This window comes from uncultured Lutibacter sp. (assembly GCF_947493565.1).
GTDB lineage: Bacteria > Bacteroidota > Bacteroidia > Flavobacteriales > Flavobacteriaceae > Lutibacter > Lutibacter aestuarii.
On record NZ_CANLRG010000003.1, the window covers coordinates 244,690 to 266,642 of the forward strand.

Consider the following 21,953-nt stretch of genomic DNA (forward strand, 5'->3'; position numbering starts at 1 on the left):
GCTTAACATTTTTATATGGTTTTTTCACTTTCGAATTTATTAAAATCAAAAAAAACAAACGAAAATTCTGAACCTCTACCTAAAATTGATTTTAAAGGAGGTACTAAATATGCTGAAAATTTAAATAATGATGTCTATTTAGATTTTGAAGAACTAGGCGGTTTTCCATTTATAAAAACGATTATAATTGGAGATATTTCTACAAAAATTAAACGAACAGGCTGTACTCTAACATTTAAATTTGAGAATAATATTATTGTTTTAAATTCGGATAATACTACTATAGAATCTGAAAAGATTAAAAATACTCAAGTATTTTTTACTGAAATTGATTTTGAACTTGATGAGGATGAAGCCAAAAAAATTAAAAATGATAATGTAGAAGAAATTTCTTATACGTTCAAAAATAAAATCTACAGTTTTAAGCCAATTTAATTAATACTCAATAACTGTAAATTCTAATTGTAAAGGTTCTAATGAGTTCAATAAAATAGGAATCAATTCTTTTCCTAATTTTAAATACATTTCTGAAAAATTACGTGAACGCTCTTCTAAACTTTTGCTCGGAAATAATTCATCTTGAAGCACTTTAATTCTAGAAACTTCATCTTCTAGCTTTCTTTTTTGTGCTTTTAACAAACGTTTTTCAAGTGCATCCAATCCATTTAATTGCTTTTTTTCTTGCGCATTAACAGCTCCTATAAATGATTGATCTGTTTTTTTTGCAATCAATTTTAAACTATCAAATTGTTCTTGTAAAAAAGCTTTTTGAGTGGAAAAATCTATTTCTATTTCTGAAATTTCTTTTACTTTTTTATCAACTAATTTTCCTTGTTTACAAAATATTTCTTCTAAAGAAACCTTTAGTTTTTGAAGCTTTTTGTTTTGTTTTTCGGTTAAAAACAATACCGAGTTTCTCAATAACAAAATTGGAAAAGGAGTATTCATTTGCTCAAAATAAGCTTTTAACTGTAACCAATAAGCCAACTCTCCACCTCCACCTATATAACATATATTTGGTAATATAGTTTCCTGATATAAAGGTCTCATAATTACATTTGGGCTAAAACGCTCTGGGTGCTTTTCCAACTCTTTTAATATGGCTTCTTTTGAAAAAGTTATGGTTGAATTATTGATATAAAATATATCGTTTTGATAAATAATTCGTTCACGAATGTCATCTTTTAAATAAAAAAGATTAATTTCTCTAGGGTTGACTTGAATATTATACCCTATAGATTCTAATTTTTTACTAGACTGAGTTACCTTTTTATAGGAAGTTTTTTGTAACAATTCATCTTTAAATAGTGGACTAAACTGTTTTTTTAGTAGTTTATCATCTCCATCTATAATTACTAAACCATATTTGCCAAAAAGTTCGTTTACTAAGTATCGCGTAGCAGCTGTTAAATTAGTGTGTTTAAGATACGCTTTTTGAAATAATTCTTTTATAAATTCCTCATTTATAGACGTGCCTAAATGCTTTGAAAATTCATTAAAAACTTTTTGAAAACCTTCTGTATTTAAACGGCCTACTGCACCGCTAACGTCTTTTTCCCACTCAATTTTTTTGCCTTTAAAATTAAAATAATTAATTTCTTCGAAATCGTGATCTTCGGTTGCCATCCAATAAACTGGCACAAAATTGTAGGAAGGAAATGCTTCTTTTAACTGCCTTGTTAAATTAATAGTTGAAACTATTTTGTATAAAAAATATAATGGTCCTGTAAAAATATTTAACTGATGTCCGGTAGTTATTGTAAACGTGTTTTCTTCTTTTAATAACTCAATATTACTAGCTGTGTTTTCAGAAAATTCAACTAAACTATATTGCTTTTTTAATGAATTTACTAAATGAACTCTATTAAACTGTGAATCAATTTTTGACTGATATTTAAGTTCAATTTGATTTGAAAACCCTTCAATATTTGGAAAATTACCATAAAATTGATCTAACTCAGAATTTTGATCAAGATAATCGTTAATTAGTTTTGAAAAATAACCTGTTTTTTTAAATGGAATATGATGTACTTTCATTCAGTTACTCGAATTGTTTTTATTAGACAACAGTTAATCTCTGACTTCATTTTTTTTAATTATCTAAATTATAAACGAAATTATGCCTTTCTTTTAAATAAGGTATAAACATATTCTCTCAAATTACCTGATGGTTGAGTATAGGTATAATTGAATCCTTTTAAAAGAACAAATTCATCACCTAACCTTTCTTGCAACATTTCTTCATTATAATTAAACACATCTAAACCAGAACATTTTTTTGCTCCATACAAATTAAATTCAGCTAAAACAACAAAACCATTAGGTTTGACTACCTTTCTAATTAAATCGAAATAAGCTTTTTGTTGTTTTTCTTCAGTAAAAAAATGCAACACTGCTCTATCATGCCATAGATCTACATTTTTTAATTTTAATAATTCTGTAGGTTTCGTTAGGTCATCAACAATAAATGTAACATTAGAGTTTTTATGTTTTGTTAAAGAATTTTTAAGTTCTGTTAGTGCAGCTACAGCTATATCATTAACAACAATGTTTGTATATCCTTTATCTAAAAGCTCTTCAATTAAAGTAGTAGCTCCAGCTCCAGCATTAAAAATTAATGCATCATGAGGTAAATTACATTCTTCAATTAAATTTATAGAAGGTGCTGGGTTTTTTTCATACCAACCAAGGCTATTAACAGGCGTTTTTTGATATGCTGCATTCCAATGCTTTTCAAAATCGTAATGAGAGGAAGCGTTTTCTTTTTTAATAGTGCTCATGGGCTATTTTTTAATAGTATAAAAGTACACAATTTAGACTGTTTGTCGAAATACATAAAAACATCTAACACTTTTTTAACTAATTTTAAATAGGTTTTAAATCACAATACCAAAAACTATTGTCCCAAGTATCATTATCAGAAGATTCATATGTTTTTAAAACCTTTTCACCTACTTCAAACTTTATTGGTGTTTTAAAAATTGGACCATCAAAAACAAAGGTATGAAACTCTCCATTTTCACCACAAACATCTACATTAGGTGGTAAATTGTTGATAAAATTTTCATCTAAAATTCTTCCAACAAAACTTTCGTCTAGCAAGTTTGCATTCACACTTACAGTAATTGCCTTAAAGCCTAGTGATATAAATTCTAACAGCAATTCTTTAGTATTACTTTTCCATAAAGGAAAAACAGCTTTTAAATTAAGTTCTGATAATTTTTTTTCTCTAAATGCTTTTAAATCTTCCAAAAATATATCTCCAAAAACCGCATATTCATATTTATTTGGAATTATTAATTTTTCTAGATTCTCTTTCATTATTATATTGTACGTTTCCATAGAAACATCTTCAGGAAAATAAATTTTATACAATGGTAAACCAATTTGTTTAGCTTGAGATTCTAATAATTCTTCGCGAACTCCGTGCATAGAAACTCTTTGAAGCTTCTTGCTTACCGTAGTTACTAATAATTCAGTTGAATATGATTTATCTTGTAAAATTTTATAAAGTGCTAAAGCAGAATCCTTTCCCGTACTCCAATTAAAATATGCTTTTTTCAATGGTTCTAATTTTGAAGTAAAAATAATACAATCTGAATAGTTTAAAGCATTAAATAATTAAGTTTATTTAATTACATTTGAAACTTAAATTTTAATTTTCAATGAAAAAACTACGTATTTTACTTGTAATCAGCTTATTTTTTAATGTTATTAGTAATGCTCAAACAATTAAATCTCCTTCAGAATTTTTAGGGTATGAATTAGGTTCAAGGTTTACAAGACATCATAAAATAATAGACTATTTTAAATATGTGAGTGAAACATCGAACAATGTTCAATTAGAAAAATATGGAGAAACTAATGAATACAGGCCTTTATATATATCTTATATTTCTTCTAAAGAAAACATAGAAAACCTAGAAATTATTCGAAAAGATAATTTAAAAAAAACAGGATTAATAAATGGTAATTCTACCAGCGAAATTGGTATCGTTTGGTTAAGCTATAATGTTCATGGAAACGAAGCCTCAAGTACTGAAGCTGCTATGCTAACTCTTTACAAGCTAATTACTGAAAAACAAGAATGGCTTAAACATACAGTTGTAATTATTGACCCTTGTTTAAATCCTGATGGACGAGATCGTTATGTAAATTGGTACAACCAAAAGAAAAGCAATCCATACAACATAAACCCTGATGTTATTGAACATAACGAACCTTGGCCAAGCGGTAGACCAAATCACTATTTATTTGATTTAAATAGAGATTGGGCTTGGGCTACACAAGTAGAAACTCAACAACGTTTAAAAATTTATAATAAGTGGATGCCTCAAGTTCATGTAGATTTTCATGAACAGTTTATAAACAGTCCCTATTACTTTGCTCCTGCTGCAGAACCATTTCACGAAATAATTACAGATTGGCAAAGAGATTTTCAAACTAAAATTGGCAAAAATCATGCAAAATATTTTGACCAAAATGGTTGGCGTTATTTTACAAAAGAAGCCTTTGATTTATTTTATCCAAGTTATGGAGATACCTACCCTACGTATATGGGTGCCATTGGTATGACTTATGAGCAAGCTGGACATGGGAAAGCTGGTTTAGGTATTACAACTGAAAATAATACAGAACTTACTTTAAGAGACCGAATTGACCACCATACAACTACAGGACTTTCAACAGTTGAAGTTGCTGCAAAAAACACGACTCAAATGCTAACTGAATTTTCAAAATTCTTCGATAACTCTAACTTAAAATACAAAAATTATATTTTAAGAGGTGCTCTTGAAAAAATTGAAAAAGTGACTGAACTTTTAGATACCCATGAAATTAAATACTATGCAGGAAATGGAAAAAGTGTAAAAGTCTTAAATTATCATACAAAAACTACCAATACACTTAAAATATTAGAAAATGATTTAGTAATTCCAACCAATCAACCTAAAGGAAAAATGGTTAAAGTATTATTTGAACCAGCTTCTAAATTAACTGACTCTGTTACGTATGATATTACTGCTTGGAGTTTACCTTTTGCTTACGGATTACAAGGATTTGCAACGGAAACTTCAATTGATTTGACTGCTAATTTTTCAAAATCAATTCACAAAACTTTAAAAAATCAAAGCTCAAAAAATGTTTATGCCTATCTTCATAAATGGAATGAAGTATCAGATGCGCAACTTTTAGGTGATTTATTAGAAGAAGGCTTTAATGTTCGTTACAGTTTAGCTGATTTTTCTGTGGAAGATCATTCATTAAAAAAAGGAACTTTTATTATCCTTAAAGGTGAAAATAGACACATTCTAAATTTCAATGAAAAAATTGAAGAAATAGCCGATAGAATAACTAAAGAATTTATTCCAGTTTCTACAGGTTTTGTAGAAAATGGTTACGACTTTGGCTCCTCAAACTACCCACTTATTTCATCAAAAAAAGTAGCTGTATTGGCTGGTGAAGGCATTTCATCTTTAAACTTTGGTGAGATTTGGCACTTCTTTGAAACCCAATTAAAATATCCTTTAAATGTTATAAAAAAAGATCATTTAAGTAGAATCAGTACTACTAAATACAATGTTTTAATTTTACCAAGTGGTTTTAATGCCAGTAAAAAACAACTTGAGTCACTTTCTAAATTTACTTCTGAAGGTGGAACTGTTATTGCCATTGCAAATGCCATTAATAATTTCGCAGATAAAGATGGCTATTCAATTAAAATTAAAAAAGAAGAAGATAGCTCATCCACTCCAAAAATTGATTTAACTCCATTTGACCAACGTGAAAGAAATTATATGAAAAACAGTATTACTGGGAGTATTTTTAAAAGTACAATTGATGCCACACATCCTTTGGCTTTTGGTTATACTAATGAATATTATAGTTTAAAATTAAGTGCAACTTCATATAATTTATTAGAAAATGGGTATAATGTTGGTTATTTCCCAAAAGATTCAAAAAACATTGCTGGGTTTGCAGGAGTAAATACTTTACAAAATATCTCAAATTCTTTACTTTTTGGAGTTGAAAACAAAGGGAAGGGACAGCTAATTTATATGGTTGACAATCCTTTATTTAGATCGTTTTGGGAAAATGGCAAACTATTTTTTGCGAATGCCGTTTTCTTCAATTAAAAAAGAATAAAAATACCTATAAACAAAAAAAGCGAACTAATATTCGCTTTTTTTTATACTGTTATTCTTAAATTAACTTACTGGCTCACCATACAAGTCAAATTCAGTAGCCGAAGTAATTTTAATTTGAGCAAACTTGCCAATTTGCACATAATGCTTTGTAGCATCTATTAACACTTCATTATCAACATCTGGAGAATCAAATTCAGTTCTTCCAACAAAATAGTTCCCATCTTTTCTGTCAATTAAAACTTTATAAGTATTATTCACTTTTTTCTGATTCAGTTCAAAAGAAATTTGGCTTTGAATATCCATAATTTCATTAACTCGCTGCTGTTTCACTTCTTCTGGAACATTATCTTTTAAAGTGGCAGCATGCGTATTTTCTTCGTGAGAATACGCAAAAGCTCCCAAACGTTCAAAACGCATTTCTTGAATCCAGTTTTTTAACTCTTGAAAGGCTTCTTCTGTTTCTCCAGGATATCCTACAATTAAAGTAGTTCTAATTGCCATATTTGGGACAGATTTCCTGAATTCTGCAATTAAATTTGTTGTTTTTTCATGAGAAGTACCTCTTCGCATTGATTTTAAAACTTCGTCATTGATATGTTGCAAAGGAATGTCTAAATAATTACAAACTTTAGGTTGAGCATTTATAACATCTAAAACATCTAATGGGAAACCTGTGGGAAACGCATAATGTAAACGAATCCACTCTATTCCATCAATTTTAACCAATTCTTTTAACAAATCTGCTAATGCTCTTTTTTTATAAATATCTAAACCATAATAAGTTAAATCTTGTGCAATTAAAATGAGTTCTTTAATTCCTTTTTTTGAAAGCTTTGTTGCTTCAATAACTAAATCTTCAATAGGTGTAGAAATATGCTTTCCACGCATTAATGGAATTGCACAAAAAGAACAAGGTCTATCGCAGCCTTCTGCAATTTTTAAATAAGCATAATGCGTAGGTGTTGTGGTTAAACGCTCACCTACTAATTCGTGTTTATAATCTGCGTCTAATACTTTTAATAAGTTTGGTAAATCATGAGTCCCAAAATATTCATCAACATTAGGAATTTCCTTTTGCAAATCTGGCTTATAACGTTCGCTTAAACAACCCGAAACATATACTCGATCAACTTCACCCAATTCTTTTTTATGTACGTAATGTAAAATTGTATTTACCGATTCTTCTTTTGCATCACCAATAAAACCACAGGTATTAATTACCACAATATTACCATCATCATTTTCATCTTCATGAACCACATTTTTGTCATTAGCTTTTAGTTGTCCCATTAAAACTTCACTATCATAAACATTTTTAGAACAACCTAAAGTAACTACATTAATTTTATTCTCTTTTTTTGATTTAGTTCTCATCTTTGTTATTTAAGGTTTGCAAAAGTACTACTTTTCAACTTTAATCCATAAAATAACCTAAACTCTTTATTTATAATCAACTGGAAGCCTTCTAATTTTAGTTAACTGTTCAAAAGCATATCCTAATTGGAGTAATTTTTGCTCTTGATAAGATTTGGCTATAAAAGTTAAACTAATGGGTTCTCCAGTATTTTTATATCCCATAGGAACAGTTACGCAAGGATATTTTGCTACTGCTGCAAAACCAGCGTGATAATTATTAATTGATAAAATAGCATCTAACTGATATTTTTTTATAGGAGTATTTAAAAACTCAATACCACTTTGGCGTAAATTATCTTTCACAATTTTAAATGTTTCATTTGAAGTAGTATCTTTTAGAATACCCTCAAAAAGTTGTTGCCCATAAGGTGCTCTTTTTATCGAATCCTTCAAATTAAATTTTACAACATCATTTATTGATGAAACTTGAAGATTTGTATCCGCATACTTTTTTAAATAAATTGGTAAATCTTTTTTCATATCGTTATTTAATAAAGTTAAAAAGCCTCTTAAACTAACTTGTGGAGGGTCAAATTCTATAATTTCTACTCCATGATTTCTTAATTTATCAATGGTTGTTTTATAAATTGAATCGTTTAACAATTCTTTTATTACCCCAAATCTTTTCCCTTTTAAGGTTGCCAATTTTAGAGCTTCAACATAATTAATTTGTTGGCTATTTCCTTTGGTTGCAACATCTTTAGAATCTTCACCTAAAAGAGCAGTTAAAAAAATTGCATTGTCAATCACACTTTTAGTCATAGGTCCTGGAGTATCTAATGTACTCGAAATGGGTACTATACCTGTTCTACTTAATAAACCAATTGTTGGTTTTAATCCAACCACAGAATTTTGACTTGATGGAGATAAAATTGAACCTGAAGTTTCTGTACCTACTGCAGCCACTGCAAAATTTGCTGCTACCGCTACTCCACTTCCAGAGCTTGAACCTCCAGTTTCAAAAACCTTTCTTCCGTATGGGTTTAATGTTTGCCCACCAACAGCACTATAACCTACAGGGCATCCACTACAAAAGTAATATGCCCATTCACTTAAATTAACTTTCCCTAAAATTAATGCGCCTTGTTCTTTTAGCTTTTTTACTATAAATGCGTCATCTGTTTTAATATTATTATTTAAAACAAATGCACCAGCGGTGGTAGGCATTCCAATAGTATTTATGTTATCTTTCAATAAAATAGGCAAACCATAAAGTGTATTTGTTTTATTGGTTGAATGGATTTTATCTTTAGCTCTTGCTTCCTTTAAAATATCTGGATTCAATGTTATAATACTATGCAAAGCTAGATTATTATCACTTTCAAATTTTCGAATTCTATACAAATAAAATAGTGCTATTTTTTCATAAGATAAAATTCCATTTTTAACAGATGTTTGTAGAGAAGGAATATTTTTTTCTAAGATATAGGGTTTTAAATTTTCATAATCTTCCTCAGAAAAATAAGCTAAATCTTCTTCAAAAGGTTTAAAAACCTCATTCATATCTAAGTATTTAGATTGAATTAGTTTAAAACGCATCCTATTAATTTCGTGGTTTTGTTGTTCTTTAATTTCAAATGATTCATCATACTTATTAAAAACAATCGGATTTTCTTTCTTTTTACAAGAAAGCGTTGCAATTAACATTATTAGTAAAAAAAATAGTTTTTTCATTTTGATTAATTTTAACTAAAGGTATAAAATAAAAAACCTCCTAAAATTAATTTTAAGAGGTTTTTTTATAAGTTTAAAGCTAATTATTTAAAAAAAGAATCGACAAATTCAATTTTATTAAATACTTGTAAATCATCTATTCCTTCACCTACACCAATATATTTTACAGGAATTTGGAATTGATCAGAAATTCCAATAACTACACCTCCTTTTGCGGTACCATCTAATTTGGTGACCGCTAAAGATGTTACTTCAGTAGCTTTGGTAAATTGTTTGGCTTGTTCAAAGGCATTTTGACCAGTTGAACCATCTAAAACCAACAAAACATCATGCGGTGCATCTTCAACAACTTTTTGCATTACACGTTTAATTTTAGTTAACTCATTCATCAAGTTCACTTTATTATGCAACCTTCCAGCTGTATCTATAATAACTACATCAGCATCTTGTGCCACAGCAGATTTTAAAGTATCAAAAGCAACAGAAGCTGGATCACTTCCCATTTCTTGACGAACAATTGAAACTCCAACTCTATCAGCCCATACCTGTAATTGATCAATGGCAGCTGCTCTAAAAGTATCAGCTGCACCAAGCACTACTTTTTTCCCTTTCTTAGTAAATTGTGAGGCTAATTTTCCAATGGTAGTTGTTTTACCTACACCATTTACACCTACTACCATAATTACATAAGGTTTTTTATTTTCAGGAACTGTAAAATCCGTTTCGTTTCCAACATTAGTTTCTGCTAATAAACCAGCGATTTCTTCTCTTAGAATTTTATTCAACTCGTCAGTACCCAAATATTTATTTTTAGCAACTCGAGCTTCAATTCTATCAATAACTTTTAACGTTGTTTCTACACCTACATCAGAAGATACTAACACCTCTTCTAAATTATCAAGAACATCATCATCTACTTTAGTTTTTCCAGCTACAGCTTTTGTTAGTTTTGAAAAGAAAGAAGTTTTTGTTTTTTCTAACCCCTTATCTAAAGTTTCCTTTTTTTCTTTCGAAAATATTTTTTTAAATAAACTCATTACTACAAATTAATCGTGTAAATATAAAAAAGAAAAAGCTACCCTCAATTTTTGAAAGTAGCTTAAGTATAATTTTGTGAACAATTTTTTATTTTTTGCTCAAAAAGTCTTTTACCATTGTTGGATCCATTACAGATTCTACAAAAGTATATGCTCCAGTTTTTGGAGACTTAACCATTTTAATGGCTTTTGTTAACCTTTTTGATCCTGTCTGTAACGATGCTACTGCTTTCTTTGCCATGGTTCTATATTTTATTTGATGTTTTCTTTATTTGAAAACCTCTAATTATTTAATTTCTTTGTGAACTGTCATTTTTTTCAAGATAGGGTTGAATTTTTTAATTTCCATTCTATCTGGTGTATTCTTCTTATTCTTAGTAGTAATATATCTTGAAGTACCTGGTAAACCAGTTGCTTTATGCTCAGTACATTCTAATATTACTTGAATTCTATTTCCTTTAGTCTTTGCCATTTTCTTAGATTATTTTTTATAAAAACCATTTTCTCTTGCTTCTTTTAAGACAGCAGAGATTCCTTTTTTATTAATATTCTTTAATGTAGAAGCGGCTATTTTTAAAGTAACCCATTTATCTTCTTCAGGAATATAAAAGCGCTTCTTAATTAAATTAGCGTCAAATTTTCTTTTAGTTCTATTCAATGCATGAGAAACATTGTTCCCAACCATTGCTTTTTTTCCAGTAAGTTCACAAACTCTTGACATATTTCTGTACCTTTTTAATGTATTCTCAAAACGAGATGCAAAATTAAAATTTTAAAAATTAATACACAAACTTATTTTACTAGTTTTTTAAAATTTCTTTTCTTAATAATTCTAAAGCCTTATTAGAGGCTCTTTCAATAACTTTTTCTCTAGGTTTTCCAAAGTTAAATTCTTTAGAAAAAACTTGTGTTGGTGTTGCAATAGCTATAAACACCACTCCTACTGTTTTATCTGTTATATCAACTGTAGGACCAGCATTACCAGTAGTTGCTATTGCATAGGTTGTTTTATATTTTTTTTGAATTCCAACAGCCATAGCTTCTGCAACTTGCGAACTTACTACAGAATATTTATCAATCAATTCTTTTTGAACACTTAATTCTTTGATTTTTATAATTGGATTGTAAGCCACAATGGATCCCATAAAATACTTTGAAGCACCTGCTATAGAGGTTAGTTTTTGCGAAATAGCACCTCCAGTACAACTTTCTGCTACAGATAAAGTTATTTTTTTACTTGAAAACAATGTACCTAAAACTGCTTCAATAGAGACAGTATCTTCATAACCAACTATAATATCAGAAATAATTTTAGTCAACTTTTCAGTTTCAATAAATACTGCTTTTTCAAGCATTTCTTTTTCTTTTCCTTTAGCGGTTAACCTTAATCTTAATTTTCCATAAGAAGGTAAATAAGCTAATTTGATTAATGAAGGTAAGTTATTTTCCCAAGCCTCCAACCGTTCAGCTACCATACTTTCTCCCATACCATAAGTAATAATAGTTTTATGAATTATATATGGTAAGTTATATGTTTGTTTTAGCTTAGGCAGTACACAATTAGTCATTAACCCCTTCATTTCATTTGGCACACCTGGCAAAGAAACCACTATTTTCCCCTTATTATGAAACCACAAACCTGGAGCAGTACCCAATTCATTTTTTAAAGGAATACAGGTTGAAGGAACCAATGCTTGGTTTTTATTTACTTCAGTAAAAGGGTAATTTAATTTTGCAAACATTGCCCTAATTTGCTCTACTATAGTTGTATTTAATACTAATGTATCATTAAAGTACTCTGTTAAAGTTGTTTTGGTTATATCATCTTTAGTTGGACCAAGTCCTCCGGTTATTAAAACAATATCAACATGAGCTTGTGCTTCATTCAATGCTTTTAAAATATGTTGTTTATCATCTTGTATTGAAGTTATTTGATAAACTGATATCCCTATTTTATTCAACTCCTCAGCAATCCATTTTGAATTTGAATCTAAAATTTGACCAATTAAAATTTCATCGCCAATGGTAATTATTTCTGCTTGCATTGTTTGATATTGTTATCTGGTAAAAGTATTAAGTTTAAATTGATTTTCAAATAATAAAGAAAACTTCTCTAAACCGCAAAAATAAAGAGTTTCTTAAAGCAACCTTTTAAAAGTTTTAGCATCTAATAAATAACTAAAAAAATTAAAAATTAGTAGGCTATGACAACAACTTTAAAATTAAATGACAAAGAGCTTTTAAAACAAGTTAAAGAATGCTCTTTACCTCCAGAATTATTTACTCATGAAATTCAACTTAAACTTAGTTGGATTTTAATTAATCGTTATGGGTTAGAAGGTGCAACTAAAAAAAATTGTGAGATTAAAGAAAACTACTATGTAAATGCTTTAAAAAGTAAAAAATTTAATTTACCCTTAACTAAAGCTTATACGGAAATTCTTCATCATTTTATGGAAAGATCTTCAGCAAAAGATTTTGATAAATTACTAAGAGAATTTCCTCGGTTAAAGTTTGATTTTAAAGAGTTAGTAAAAACCCATTACGGATATAACATTTTAAAAGAACACCGTAATGAGGATTTAAAACCAAACCCAAATAGACCTATTTTATTTACGTTTTAATTGATTACTTAACTTTAATTGAAAATACTTTTTGTTGATGAATTGCACCAACTAGCACATCATTTTCATCAATTTTGCCAACTCCAGCTGGTGTACCTGTGAAAAGTATATCTCCTTTTTTTAAGGTGAAAAATTGTGAAACATACGCAATTAATTCATCTATTTTCCACAGCATAGCTTTGGTATTCCCATCTTGTACCAACTCATCATTTTTATGCAATGTAAATGAAAGATTATTTAAGTCTCCTAAACTTTCTTTTGGCAAAAAAGATCCAACTACAGCACTTCCGTCAAAAGCTTTGGCTTTTTCCCAAGGCAATCCTTTTGCTTTACAATCGTTTTGTAAATCTCTAGCTGTAAAATCGATTCCTAAACCTATTTCATCATAATATTTATGAGCAAATTTTGATTCAATATACTTTCCTACTTTATTAATTTTTACTAAAATTTCAACCTCATAATGTATGTCATTTGAAAAAGGCGGAATAAAAAATGGTTGATTTTTAGCTAAGATTGCAGAATCTGGTTTTAAAAAAATAACAGGGTTCTCTGGTTTTTCATTTTCTAGCTCTTCTATATGCTTTGCATAATTACGTCCTATACAAATTATTTTCATATGTACTTGTAAATATTATTTTAAGTATAATTGATGATTGATTCAATTAAGGAATCCATTTTTTTTCAAAATTAGGCTTACGCTTTTCTAAAAAGGCATTTCTTCCTTCTTTAGCTTCATCTGTCATGTACGCCAAACGAGTGGCTTCGCCTGCAAAAACTTGCTGTCCAACCATACCATCATCAGTTAGGTTCATTGCAAATTTCAACATTTTTATAGAGGTAGGTGATTTTTCCAAAATTTCCTGTGCCCATTGATAAGCTGTTGTTTCTAATTCGTTATGAGGAATCACTGCATTGACCATTCCCATTTCAAAAGCTTCTTGTGCAGAGTAATTTCTTCCTAAGAAAAATATTTCACGAGCCTTTTTTTGCCCAACCATTTTTGCTAAATAAGCAGAACCGTAACCACCATCAAAACTAGTTACATCGGCATCGGTTTGTTTAAAAATTGCGTGCTCTTTACTTGCTAGGGTTAAATCACAAACTACGTGTAAACTATGCCCCCCTCCAACTGCCCAACCAGGAACTACTGCAATAACAGCTTTTGGCATAAAGCGAATTAAGCGTTGAACTTCCAAGATATTTAACCTATGGTATCCATCTTCACCTACATAACCTTGGTGCCCACGTGCTTTTTGATCACCTCCACTACAAAATGAATAAACTCCATCTTTGGTTGAAGGTCCTTCAGCAGACAACAGCACCACTCCTATTGACGTATCTTCACTAGCATCATAAAAAGCTTCATACAACTCTTTTGTTGTTTTTGGTCTAAAAGCATTTCTAACGTTTGGTCTATTAAAAGCTATACGTGCAACACCATTACACTTTTTATAGGTTATATCTTCAAATTCTTTAGCTGTTTTCCAATTAATTTCTTTCATCTTAATTTTAATTAATGTGTAAAAATAACTTATTTTAATGGTTAAAAAAATTTCTAATTCAAAAGATGAAATGTTACTTTGGTGACAAAAAAATGAAAATTAGGAATTAAAGCAGTAATTTTGGTCTTTCAATATCGACAAAAATAAAAATTCAACAATATGAGGATACTTGCTACTAATTTTAACAAGCCTGTAGAATTACCTTTAAAACTTAAAATTAGTTTTGAGGCTGTTTTTGAGTATCTTGAAAATATTACTAAAGATAACAACCATTATTTAAATTCAACGGCTCTTGAATTATTAAAAGAATACGAACAATATCCTGAATTAAGAACTGGTTTTGAAGACTTAAGTTATTTGGATAAATACAATAATCAAATTGATAAATTATTATCCATTTTATTTCCTGATTTATTACAAAATAATGAAATAAAAGCTGCAACTATTCCATTTGAATTTACAACATTCAAACTTTCAAAAAGGTTTCAACAAATTATTGAAGATGCCGGTGAAAACTATGAGTTCAAGCTACGAAATTTTGATGAATCTAAAATATATATTCTTAGCTGTGCTTTTATTTTATCTTATTGCCATAATGTAACGATTGATTTTAAAAGACCTTTTCTTTTTGATATTCCAAATATTAAAACTGGAATTACTAAACATTATAGAACATTATTAAATGGTGATTTTTTTAAAGTTACACCTTTAGCATCTGCTCCAAAAATTGCTGATGAAGATGTAAAGTTGTTATTAGATAATTTTAATAATATTGACATTTGGAAAGAAAAATTTCCACCTAACAGCTATCAGTTTACAGGTTTTGGTATGATGAATTTGTTTGACGTTACCCCCGATCAAGCCCTTTCAAACCTAAAAGAGAACCTGCTTAGAAAAGATGAGCAAGCCTTTGAAGCAATTGAAAAAAGTATTTCAAATTTATTTGGCTCAAACAATATAAAATTTGGATTCTCAACTTATGGTATTAGTAAAGAATCTTTCGTTTCAAAAAACTATCAAGCCCAAAATAGTTTTATCTTAAAATCAATTGAAAATGTTGATTGCCAAAATTTCTTCTGCAACTCAATCATTTCCAAAGTTTTTGAACACAAAGAATTATTAGCAATTTCCAATATTGATGAATATGGTGAAGGTTCAAATTATAACGGATTTTATAAATCTTTAAAACAACAAGGCATTCAAAGTTTAATTTTAGTTCCTTTAAAACTAAATGAAGACTTTTTTGTTGTTATGGAATTGGTTTCAGACACTAAATATGAACTGAATTCTATTAATGCTTTTAAACTTAAAGATGTAGCTCCAGTATTTAAAATTGCTATTGAGCGTTATATGGACGAATATGAAACCAAACTTGAATCTATTATTCAAGAAAATTACACTTCGCTACACCCAGCAGTAAAATGGAAATTTTATGAGCAGGCTGAAGCCTACCTATTTAACAACGAAACTAATAGTAAAGGTGCTACTAATTTGAAAAATATTGTTTTTGAAAACGTAGTTCCTCTATATGGTCAAAGTGATATTAAAGGATCATCCATTGCAAGAAACAAAGCCATTCAGCAAGACCTTGTAAAACAACTTGGACTGGCTTCAAAAGTAATTGAAAAAGCTAAGCAACTCTATAAACTTCCTATTTATAATGATTTATTATTTAGAATTGATGAGTGCCTAAATAATACTAAAAAAGGACTAAACTCTGGTGATGAGATGTCTTTAACAGATTTTTTAAAAAAAGATATTTATCCCGTATTTAATCATTTAAAAACATTAGATGAAAGTTTAAAAAATGAAATTGAAAATTATATGCAACAAATTGATGATAAACTTTTTGTTGTTTATGATAAAAGAAAAAAATACGAAGAAAGTGTTACCATTCTAAATGATGAACTTGCCAAATATATTGATAAAAAACAAATAGAAGCTCAAAAAATGTTCCCTCATTATTTTGAACGTTATAAAACAGATGGAATTGATTACAATATGTATATTGGTCAATCTTTAGTTAAAAATTGCACCTACAACAAGTTGTATTTATATAATTTAAGATTGTGGCAATTGCAACTAATGTGCGAATTAGAAAATATAGCTTATAAATTAAAAGATACATTAGAACACCCTTTAGAAATTGCCTCGTTAATACTTATTCATAGCAATCCTTTAGCTATTAAATTTAGACTAGATGAAAAGCGATTTGATGTTGATGGTGCCTATAATATTCGGTATGAAATTATTAAAAAACGTATTGACAAAGCACTTATAAAAAACACCAAAAAAAGAATTACACAACCAGGTAAAATCACTATAGTTTATAGTCAAAACAAAGAAGCTGCTGAATACTTAAAATATATAAAATATTTACAATCTAACAATTATCTATTATCAACTATTGAAAAATTAGAAATAGAAGATTTAGTGGGTATTTCAGGATTAAAAGCAATAAGAGTTGCTGTTAATTATAACAATTCATCCGAAAAAAGTATTACTTTAAATGATATTATGAAAGTTATAAAAGATGAGCATTTAAATTAAACTTGCAATGGTATCATTATTTTTCATTAGTTCAAAAGCAATTACAAAAGCTATAACAGATACAATAACACCTATCATAAATATTGTATACGCAATACGTAATAATCTATATTTTTTATCCAAAACTATTCCTAAATAATACAAATCTTTCATTAAAGATTGATACAAATAGTCACGGTCATTCATCATTTCTGACATCCCATCTTGAAATTCCTTTAAAGGCATTTTATGAAAATTTCCAAAAAACAGAAGGTTCACTTTTCTATTTACTACATCTTCTTTAGTAAACTTTCCAGAAGTAATTTTTGGGCGTGTTGATAGTATTGAAAAAATCATAGTAACCACTGTAATAAACAAAAAGAAAAGCGTTGGGTAAATCAAATAGTAATTACTAGGCTTATCTAACTTTGGAAACAAATTGGACAATGCTATAGAAAGTATAATAGCACTTACAGAAAGTAAAATATTGGCTTTTGTATCAGCAATATCACTCAATTTTATATGATTTCTAAGCGTAACCCTGTACATGGTTTCAATACCTCTATCAGGTCTTTCATCTTTAGCCTTTTTACGTTTTAAATCTTCTTTTTTGAGTTTATTTTTAACTTCCTGTTCTTCTTGTTTTACAATTGCTTTTTTTAAATCTTTTTGAATTTTCAACCAATTAAATGTTTTTTGCGCATTTAATTTACTAAAAGCATAGTTGGTAAAATAGCTATGTTTACTTAAAAACTCTTCGGTACTTTTTAACCATTCAATATCTGTTAAGTGTTTGTCACATAATTGCGCCCACTCTGAACGTAATAAATTTGATTTTTCAATATAATTTTCAGTCCCCAAATGAAACAAATCTGCATCACAAATAATTTCTTCTAATTTATTAGATGGTTTTTGAGGCATTCCAGTTGCATCAATTAAAGAAAATACTTTTTTTAGTTTGTCTTCAGGGTAGTTTTTTTCTTCTAAAAATTGCTTAGCAATACTTTTACTTTTATCTTCATGGTTTTCAATTCCTTCTATATAACCAGTATCATGAAACCAAGCAGCTAATAATAAAACTTCTAATTCTTCTTCAATTATATTTTCAGCAACGGCAATTTCAAAAACTGCTTGTACTACTTCATGAGTATGATTATAATTGTGGTAAACTACTTTAGGAGATAGGTTATTTTTCAATAAATTAAAAACAAAACTTTGAGCCTCTTTAAAAAAATCGTTTTCTAACATAAAACAAATGAATCGTTGAAAATCAAAAATACATAAATTTATGTATTTTTAAACACTGAAATTTTACTATTAATGAAGATCCTATTATTTAAAAAATACATATTTATAATATCTCTACTTTTTTTAAGTAGTTGCGCTACTTACCAAGCTAAATACCATTCTAAAAATGACACTTTTTCTTTTAATCAAAAACCTCCTTCTTCTGAAAAAATTGTACATACTTTTTATTTAATAGGAGATGCAGGCAATGCTCAAGAAAATGAACAATTAACTCATTTCAACTTATTAAAAGAAGAGTTATCAATAGCTGATAAAAATTCAACAGTTTTATTTTTAGGAGATAATTTATATGAAAAAGGAATGCCTAAAAAAGAACATGTCACTCGAAAAATTTCAGAACATCGTTTAGATGCTCAAATTGAATTAGTTAAAAATTTTAAAGGTCAACCTATTTTTATTCCTGGAAATCACGAGTATTATAGTGATGGTATTAAAGGACTAAAACGTGAAGAAGAATATATTATTGAAAATTTAAAAAATAAAAACAGTTTTTTACCCAAAGATGGTTGTCCACTAAAAAAAGTAGATATCTCCGAAAATCTTGTTTTGATTATTGTAGATTCTCAGTGGTATTTAGAGGATTGGGATAAAAACCCAACTATGAATGATGATTGTGAAATTAAAACCAAAGAACGCTTTTTTGATGAATTTGAAAGTTTAATTAAAAAAAATGCTACTAAAACTATGGTTGTTGCCATACATCATCCCTTATTTAGTAACGGATCACATGGAGGACAATTTTCACTTCGCAAACAATTTTATCCAGTTAACAATAAAATTCCATTACCATTACTTGGAACTATGGTTAATGTGTTAAGAAAAACCAGCGGTATTTCTGTACAAGACATGAACAATCAACTTTATTTAGAATTAAAAAAGCGTCTAATTACCATAAGTCAAAAAGCTGATAAAATAATTTTTACATCGGGTCATGAACATAATCTACAATATATTTTTAAAGATAATATTCCACAAATTGTTAGTGGTTCTGGATCTAAAACTTCTGAAGTTAGAGCCATTAATGGGAGTCAATTTTCTTATGGGAAAAAAGGCTACGCTAAAATTACAGTTTACCAAAATGGAGAATCTTGGGTACAATTTTTTACAGAAATAAATGGAGAAAATAACCTATTATATACTACCAAAATACACAATGCAACTACAGCTTCAAAATTAACATCTTATCCTGTAAAATTTCCTCCCTTTGTTTCTAGTTCCATTTATTCCAAAAGTGAAGTTCTTAAAAGTAAACTGCACAATATGTTATGGGGAAAGCATTATAGAAAATATTATGGAACATCAATTTCTGCACCAACAGTATTATTAGACACTTTGTTTGGTGGCTTAAAACCTACTAGAAAAGGAGGTGGAAACCAATCTAGATCACTTAGACTTGAAGATAAAAATGGTAAAGAATATGTAATGAGAGCTTTGCGAAAAAGTGCCACACAATATATTCAAGCAGTGGCCTATAAAGACACGTACGTTGAAGGTCAGTTTGAAAACACCTATGCCGAAAATTTATTGCTCGACATTTATACCACAGCTCATCCCTACGCTCCTTTTTCTGTAGGAAAACTTTCCGACGCTATAAATATTTACCATCCAAACCCTATTTTATATTATGTTCCTAAACAAAATGCATTAAAAAATTTTAATCACGATTTTGGAGATGAATTATATATGATTGAAGAACGTGCCGCAGATAATCATGGAGATAAAGCTAATTTTGGTTATTCAAATAAGTTAATTAGTACTGTTGATTTATTAGAAAAATTAAGAGAAACAGACGATAATACTATTGATGAAAACAGTTATATTAGAGCTCGTTTATTTGATATGCTTATTGGAGATTGGGATAGACATGAAGACCAATGGCGTTGGGCAGAATTTAAAGATGGAAAGAAAAAGATATATCAACCCGTACCTAGAGATAGAGACCAAGCATTCTCTAAAAATGACGGTTTTATTCTAGGATTTATTACAAGAGCCATTCCTGCGCTTAAATTAATGCAAGTATATGATTCCAATATTAGAAATGTAAAATGGTTTAATTTAGAGCCTTACCCTTTAGACATGGCGCTTATCAATAATTCCACATATAAAAATTGGCAAGAGCAAGTTAATTTCATCCAAAAAAACATAACTGATGAAGTAATTGAAGATGCTTTCAATAAATTACCTACTGAAGTGAATGATGAAACAATTCTTGAAATTAAAAAGAAATTAAAAGGTCGACTTCAAAATTTGCCTTTAATTGCGGAAAAATATTATAATCAACTTTCAAAATATGGAGTTGTTAAAGGAACCGACAAAGATAATTGGTTTGATATTGAGCGTTTAGAAAACGGAGAAACATCTATTAAAATATTCAACATAAAAAACAACAAAAAAGGAAACAAAATTTTTGAAAAAACTTATTCAAAAAATAAAACTAAAGAACTTTGGGTATATGGCTTAGATGATAATGATGTTTTTAATGTAACAGGTATTAAACAAAATATAATTCCTTTAAGAATTATTGGCGGTCAAAATAATGATACATACAACATTAAAAACGATAAAAAAGTAACCATTTACGATTATAAAACTAAAAAAAATACATTTACAACAACCAAAGGAAAACAAAAACTATATAACAACTACGAAACTAATTTTTACAACTATAAAAAATTAAAATACAATCACTACCAATTGTTACCTTCTATTGGTTCTAATCCTGATGATGGTATAAAAATTGGAATCAATAGTGTTTTTACTAAATATGCTTTTGAAAGAAATCCATTTACCCAACAACATACCATAAACGCTGCGTATTATTTCAGTCATAAAGGGTTTGATATTCGCTATACAGGTGAATTTGCTTCTATTTTTAACAAATGGAATTTTCAAATAGAATCAACATTTACAAGTCCTAATTATAGTATTAATTATTTTGGTTTTGGAAATGAAACTATTAATTATGAAGATGAATTTGATGAAGATTTTCATAGAGTTAAATTGAGTACTTATTCCATAGCTCCAGCTTTAAAATGGAAAGGACGTTTTGGTGCAGAATTTAAAATTGGCGCATTTATTGAAAGTATCGAGGTAGAAAATACAACCAATCGTTTTATTAATACATTAGATTTTAAGTTAGATGAGAGAGAAAATTATACAGGTTTAAAATCGTCATATACTTATAAAAATTATGACAATAAGTTATTTCCAACTTTAGGTATGAACTTTACATTTGATATGGGTTGGAAAACTAATTTGAAAAATTCCATAGAAAATCATGTCTATATTACTCCATCTTTAGGCATCACACACAAAATATCGTCTAATGGAAACTTAGTTTTAGCAACAAAAATGAAAGGAAATCTAATAATTGGTGATCACTTTAAATTTTACAATGCAGCAAGTATTGGAGGTTTAGATGGGTTGAGAGGTTATAGAAATCAACGTTTTATTGGGAATCGCTCTTTTTACCAAAACACAGATATTCGATTTAATCTAAGGAAAGTTAAAACAGGGCTAGTACCCCTTCAAATGGGATTATTTGGTGGTTTTGATTACGGAAGAGTTTGGTTGAAAAACGAAAATTCTAAAGATTGGAAAACTTCCTATGGAGGTGGTTTTTGGTTAGTTGCTGCAGAAATTATTAATTTAAATGCTTCACTTTTCAATTCTAAAGATGGAACTTATTTTAAATTTGGTTTAGGTTTTGGGTTTTAA

At 28.7% G+C, this 21,953-nt stretch carries 18 protein-coding genes; 5 read left to right on the forward strand and 13 right to left on the reverse strand.

All coding sequences use genetic code 11. The features are described from left to right. The first annotated feature begins 15 nt into the window (after positions 1-15). Complete coding sequence (locus tag Q0714_RS04840; RefSeq protein ID WP_298263182.1) at positions 16-435, forward strand: hypothetical protein; 420 nt, start codon at positions 16-18, stop codon at positions 433-435. On the opposite strand, the gene bshC is transcribed toward Q0714_RS04840, so the two are convergent. The 3 genes from bshC to Q0714_RS04855 all read right to left on the reverse strand — a co-directional run bounded on the left by bshC (position 436) and on the right by Q0714_RS04855 (position 3,564). Beyond that, positions 436-2,037: a bacillithiol biosynthesis cysteine-adding enzyme BshC gene (bshC, locus tag Q0714_RS04845; RefSeq protein WP_298263183.1), complete on the reverse strand. Its 1,602-nt coding sequence runs from the start codon at positions 2,035-2,037 to the stop codon at positions 436-438. 80 nt (positions 2,038-2,117) lie between these two features. After that, entirely contained in the window at positions 2,118-2,780 is a 663-nt protein-coding gene (locus Q0714_RS04850) for a methyltransferase domain-containing protein (protein WP_298263184.1), read from the reverse strand. A gap of 85 nt (positions 2,781-2,865) precedes the next feature. After that, positions 2,866-3,564 (reverse strand): diphthine--ammonia ligase, encoded by a 699-nt coding sequence (locus Q0714_RS04855; RefSeq protein ID WP_298263185.1) that lies wholly within the window; start codon positions 3,562-3,564, stop codon positions 2,866-2,868. A 101-nt stretch (positions 3,565-3,665) separates the two neighbouring features. Here Q0714_RS04855 and Q0714_RS04860 point away from each other — a divergent pair, with 101 nt between their 5' ends. Continuing rightward, positions 3,666-6,134 (forward strand): M14 metallopeptidase family protein, encoded by a 2,469-nt coding sequence (locus Q0714_RS04860; RefSeq protein ID WP_298263186.1) that lies wholly within the window; start codon positions 3,666-3,668, stop codon positions 6,132-6,134. Positions 6,135-6,206: 72 nt separating this feature from the next. Here Q0714_RS04860 and rimO read toward each other — a convergent pair whose 3' ends face one another. The 7 genes from rimO to Q0714_RS04895 all read right to left on the reverse strand — a co-directional run bounded on the left by rimO (position 6,207) and on the right by Q0714_RS04895 (position 12,318). Next, entirely contained in the window at positions 6,207-7,520 is a 1,314-nt protein-coding gene (gene rimO, locus Q0714_RS04865) for a 30S ribosomal protein S12 methylthiotransferase RimO (protein WP_298263187.1), read from the reverse strand. A gap of 66 nt (positions 7,521-7,586) precedes the next feature. Continuing rightward, positions 7,587-9,236, reverse strand: coding sequence for an amidase family protein (locus tag Q0714_RS04870; RefSeq protein ID WP_298263188.1), 1,650 nt, complete (start codon positions 9,234-9,236; stop codon positions 7,587-7,589). 83 nt (positions 9,237-9,319) lie between these two features. Beyond that, a complete protein-coding gene (ftsY, locus tag Q0714_RS04875; protein ID WP_298263189.1) occupies positions 9,320-10,273 on the reverse strand; it encodes a signal recognition particle-docking protein FtsY in 954 nt (317 codons plus the stop codon). An 88-nt stretch (positions 10,274-10,361) separates the two neighbouring features. Continuing rightward, complete coding sequence (locus Q0714_RS04880) at positions 10,362-10,514, reverse strand: DUF4295 domain-containing protein (RefSeq protein WP_298263190.1); 153 nt, start codon at positions 10,512-10,514, stop codon at positions 10,362-10,364. A gap of 45 nt (positions 10,515-10,559) precedes the next feature. Next, entirely contained in the window at positions 10,560-10,745 is a 186-nt protein-coding gene (rpmG, locus tag Q0714_RS04885) for a 50S ribosomal protein L33 (RefSeq protein ID WP_291799720.1), read from the reverse strand. A 9-nt stretch (positions 10,746-10,754) separates the two neighbouring features. After that, positions 10,755-10,994 (reverse strand): 50S ribosomal protein L28, encoded by a 240-nt coding sequence (rpmB, locus tag Q0714_RS04890; RefSeq protein ID WP_298263192.1) that lies wholly within the window; start codon positions 10,992-10,994, stop codon positions 10,755-10,757. A 79-nt stretch (positions 10,995-11,073) separates the two neighbouring features. Then, positions 11,074-12,318 (reverse strand): competence/damage-inducible protein A, encoded by a 1,245-nt coding sequence (locus Q0714_RS04895; RefSeq protein ID WP_298263194.1) that lies wholly within the window; start codon positions 12,316-12,318, stop codon positions 11,074-11,076. Positions 12,319-12,477: 159 nt separating this feature from the next. Between Q0714_RS04895 and Q0714_RS04900 the strand changes: the two genes are divergently transcribed. Further along, entirely contained in the window at positions 12,478-12,897 is a 420-nt protein-coding gene (locus Q0714_RS04900) for a hypothetical protein (protein WP_298263196.1), read from the forward strand. Positions 12,898-12,901: 4 nt separating this feature from the next. Here the strand turns inward: Q0714_RS04900 and Q0714_RS04905 are convergent, their stop codons facing one another. Together Q0714_RS04905 and Q0714_RS04910 are read right to left on the reverse strand one after the other, a co-directional pair. Further along, positions 12,902-13,513, reverse strand: coding sequence for a fumarylacetoacetate hydrolase family protein (locus tag Q0714_RS04905; RefSeq protein ID WP_298263197.1), 612 nt, complete (start codon positions 13,511-13,513; stop codon positions 12,902-12,904). A 46-nt stretch (positions 13,514-13,559) separates the two neighbouring features. Continuing rightward, entirely contained in the window at positions 13,560-14,399 is an 840-nt protein-coding gene (locus Q0714_RS04910) for a 1,4-dihydroxy-2-naphthoyl-CoA synthase (protein WP_298263199.1), read from the reverse strand. Between the two features lie 159 nt (positions 14,400-14,558). On the opposite strand from Q0714_RS04910, the gene Q0714_RS04915 reads away from it, so the two are divergent. After that, positions 14,559-16,949 carry a GAF domain-containing protein gene (locus Q0714_RS04915; protein ID WP_298263201.1) on the forward strand — a complete coding sequence of 797 codons (2,391 nt, stop codon included), beginning with the start codon at positions 14,559-14,561 and terminating at the stop codon, positions 16,947-16,949. Here the strand turns inward: Q0714_RS04915 and Q0714_RS04920 are convergent. Continuing rightward, entirely contained in the window at positions 16,941-18,176 is a 1,236-nt protein-coding gene (locus tag Q0714_RS04920) for a Pycsar system effector family protein (RefSeq protein ID WP_298263203.1), read from the reverse strand. The genes Q0714_RS04915 and Q0714_RS04920 overlap by 9 nt on opposite strands. A 72-nt stretch (positions 18,177-18,248) precedes the next feature. On the opposite strand from Q0714_RS04920, the gene Q0714_RS04925 reads away from it, so the two are divergent. Beyond that, positions 18,249-21,953 carry a metallophosphoesterase gene (locus Q0714_RS04925; protein ID WP_298263205.1) on the forward strand — a complete coding sequence of 1,235 codons (3,705 nt, stop codon included), beginning with the start codon at positions 18,249-18,251 and terminating at the stop codon, positions 21,951-21,953.

What these genes read in the sequence shown, in the direction of transcription:
- Q0714_RS04840 (WP_298263182.1), top strand. Translation starts at nt 16, where the DNA reads ATGGTTTTTTCACTTTCGAATTTATTAAAATCAAAAAAAACAAACGAA.
- bshC (WP_298263183.1), bottom strand. Translation starts at nt 2,037, where the DNA reads ATGAAAGTACATCATATTCCATTTAAAAAAACAGGTTATTTTTCAAAA.
- Q0714_RS04850 (WP_298263184.1), bottom strand. Translation starts at nt 2,780, where the DNA reads ATGAGCACTATTAAAAAAGAAAACGCTTCCTCTCATTACGATTTTGAA.
- Q0714_RS04860 (WP_298263186.1), top strand. Translation starts at nt 3,666, where the DNA reads ATGAAAAAACTACGTATTTTACTTGTAATCAGCTTATTTTTTAATGTT.
- rimO (WP_298263187.1), bottom strand. Translation starts at nt 7,520, where the DNA reads ATGAGAACTAAATCAAAAAAAGAGAATAAAATTAATGTAGTTACTTTA.
- Q0714_RS04870 (WP_298263188.1), bottom strand. Translation starts at nt 9,236, where the DNA reads ATGAAAAAACTATTTTTTTTACTAATAATGTTAATTGCAACGCTTTCT.
- ftsY (WP_298263189.1), bottom strand. Translation starts at nt 10,273, where the DNA reads ATGAGTTTATTTAAAAAAATATTTTCGAAAGAAAAAAAGGAAACTTTA.
- Q0714_RS04880 (WP_298263190.1), bottom strand. Translation starts at nt 10,514, where the DNA reads ATGGCAAAGAAAGCAGTAGCATCGTTACAGACAGGATCAAAAAGGTTA.
- rpmG (WP_291799720.1), bottom strand. Translation starts at nt 10,745, where the DNA reads ATGGCAAAGACTAAAGGAAATAGAATTCAAGTAATATTAGAATGTACT.
- rpmB (WP_298263192.1), bottom strand. Translation starts at nt 10,994, where the DNA reads ATGTCAAGAGTTTGTGAACTTACTGGAAAAAAAGCAATGGTTGGGAAC.
- Q0714_RS04895 (WP_298263194.1), bottom strand. Translation starts at nt 12,318, where the DNA reads ATGCAAGCAGAAATAATTACCATTGGCGATGAAATTTTAATTGGTCAA.
- Q0714_RS04900 (WP_298263196.1), top strand. Translation starts at nt 12,478, where the DNA reads ATGACAACAACTTTAAAATTAAATGACAAAGAGCTTTTAAAACAAGTT.
- Q0714_RS04905 (WP_298263197.1), bottom strand. Translation starts at nt 13,513, where the DNA reads ATGAAAATAATTTGTATAGGACGTAATTATGCAAAGCATATAGAAGAG.
- Q0714_RS04910 (WP_298263199.1), bottom strand. Translation starts at nt 14,399, where the DNA reads ATGAAAGAAATTAATTGGAAAACAGCTAAAGAATTTGAAGATATAACC.
- Q0714_RS04915 (WP_298263201.1), top strand. Translation starts at nt 14,559, where the DNA reads ATGAGGATACTTGCTACTAATTTTAACAAGCCTGTAGAATTACCTTTA.
- Q0714_RS04920 (WP_298263203.1), bottom strand. Translation starts at nt 18,176, where the DNA reads ATGTTAGAAAACGATTTTTTTAAAGAGGCTCAAAGTTTTGTTTTTAAT.
- Q0714_RS04925 (WP_298263205.1), top strand. Translation starts at nt 18,249, where the DNA reads ATGAAGATCCTATTATTTAAAAAATACATATTTATAATATCTCTACTT.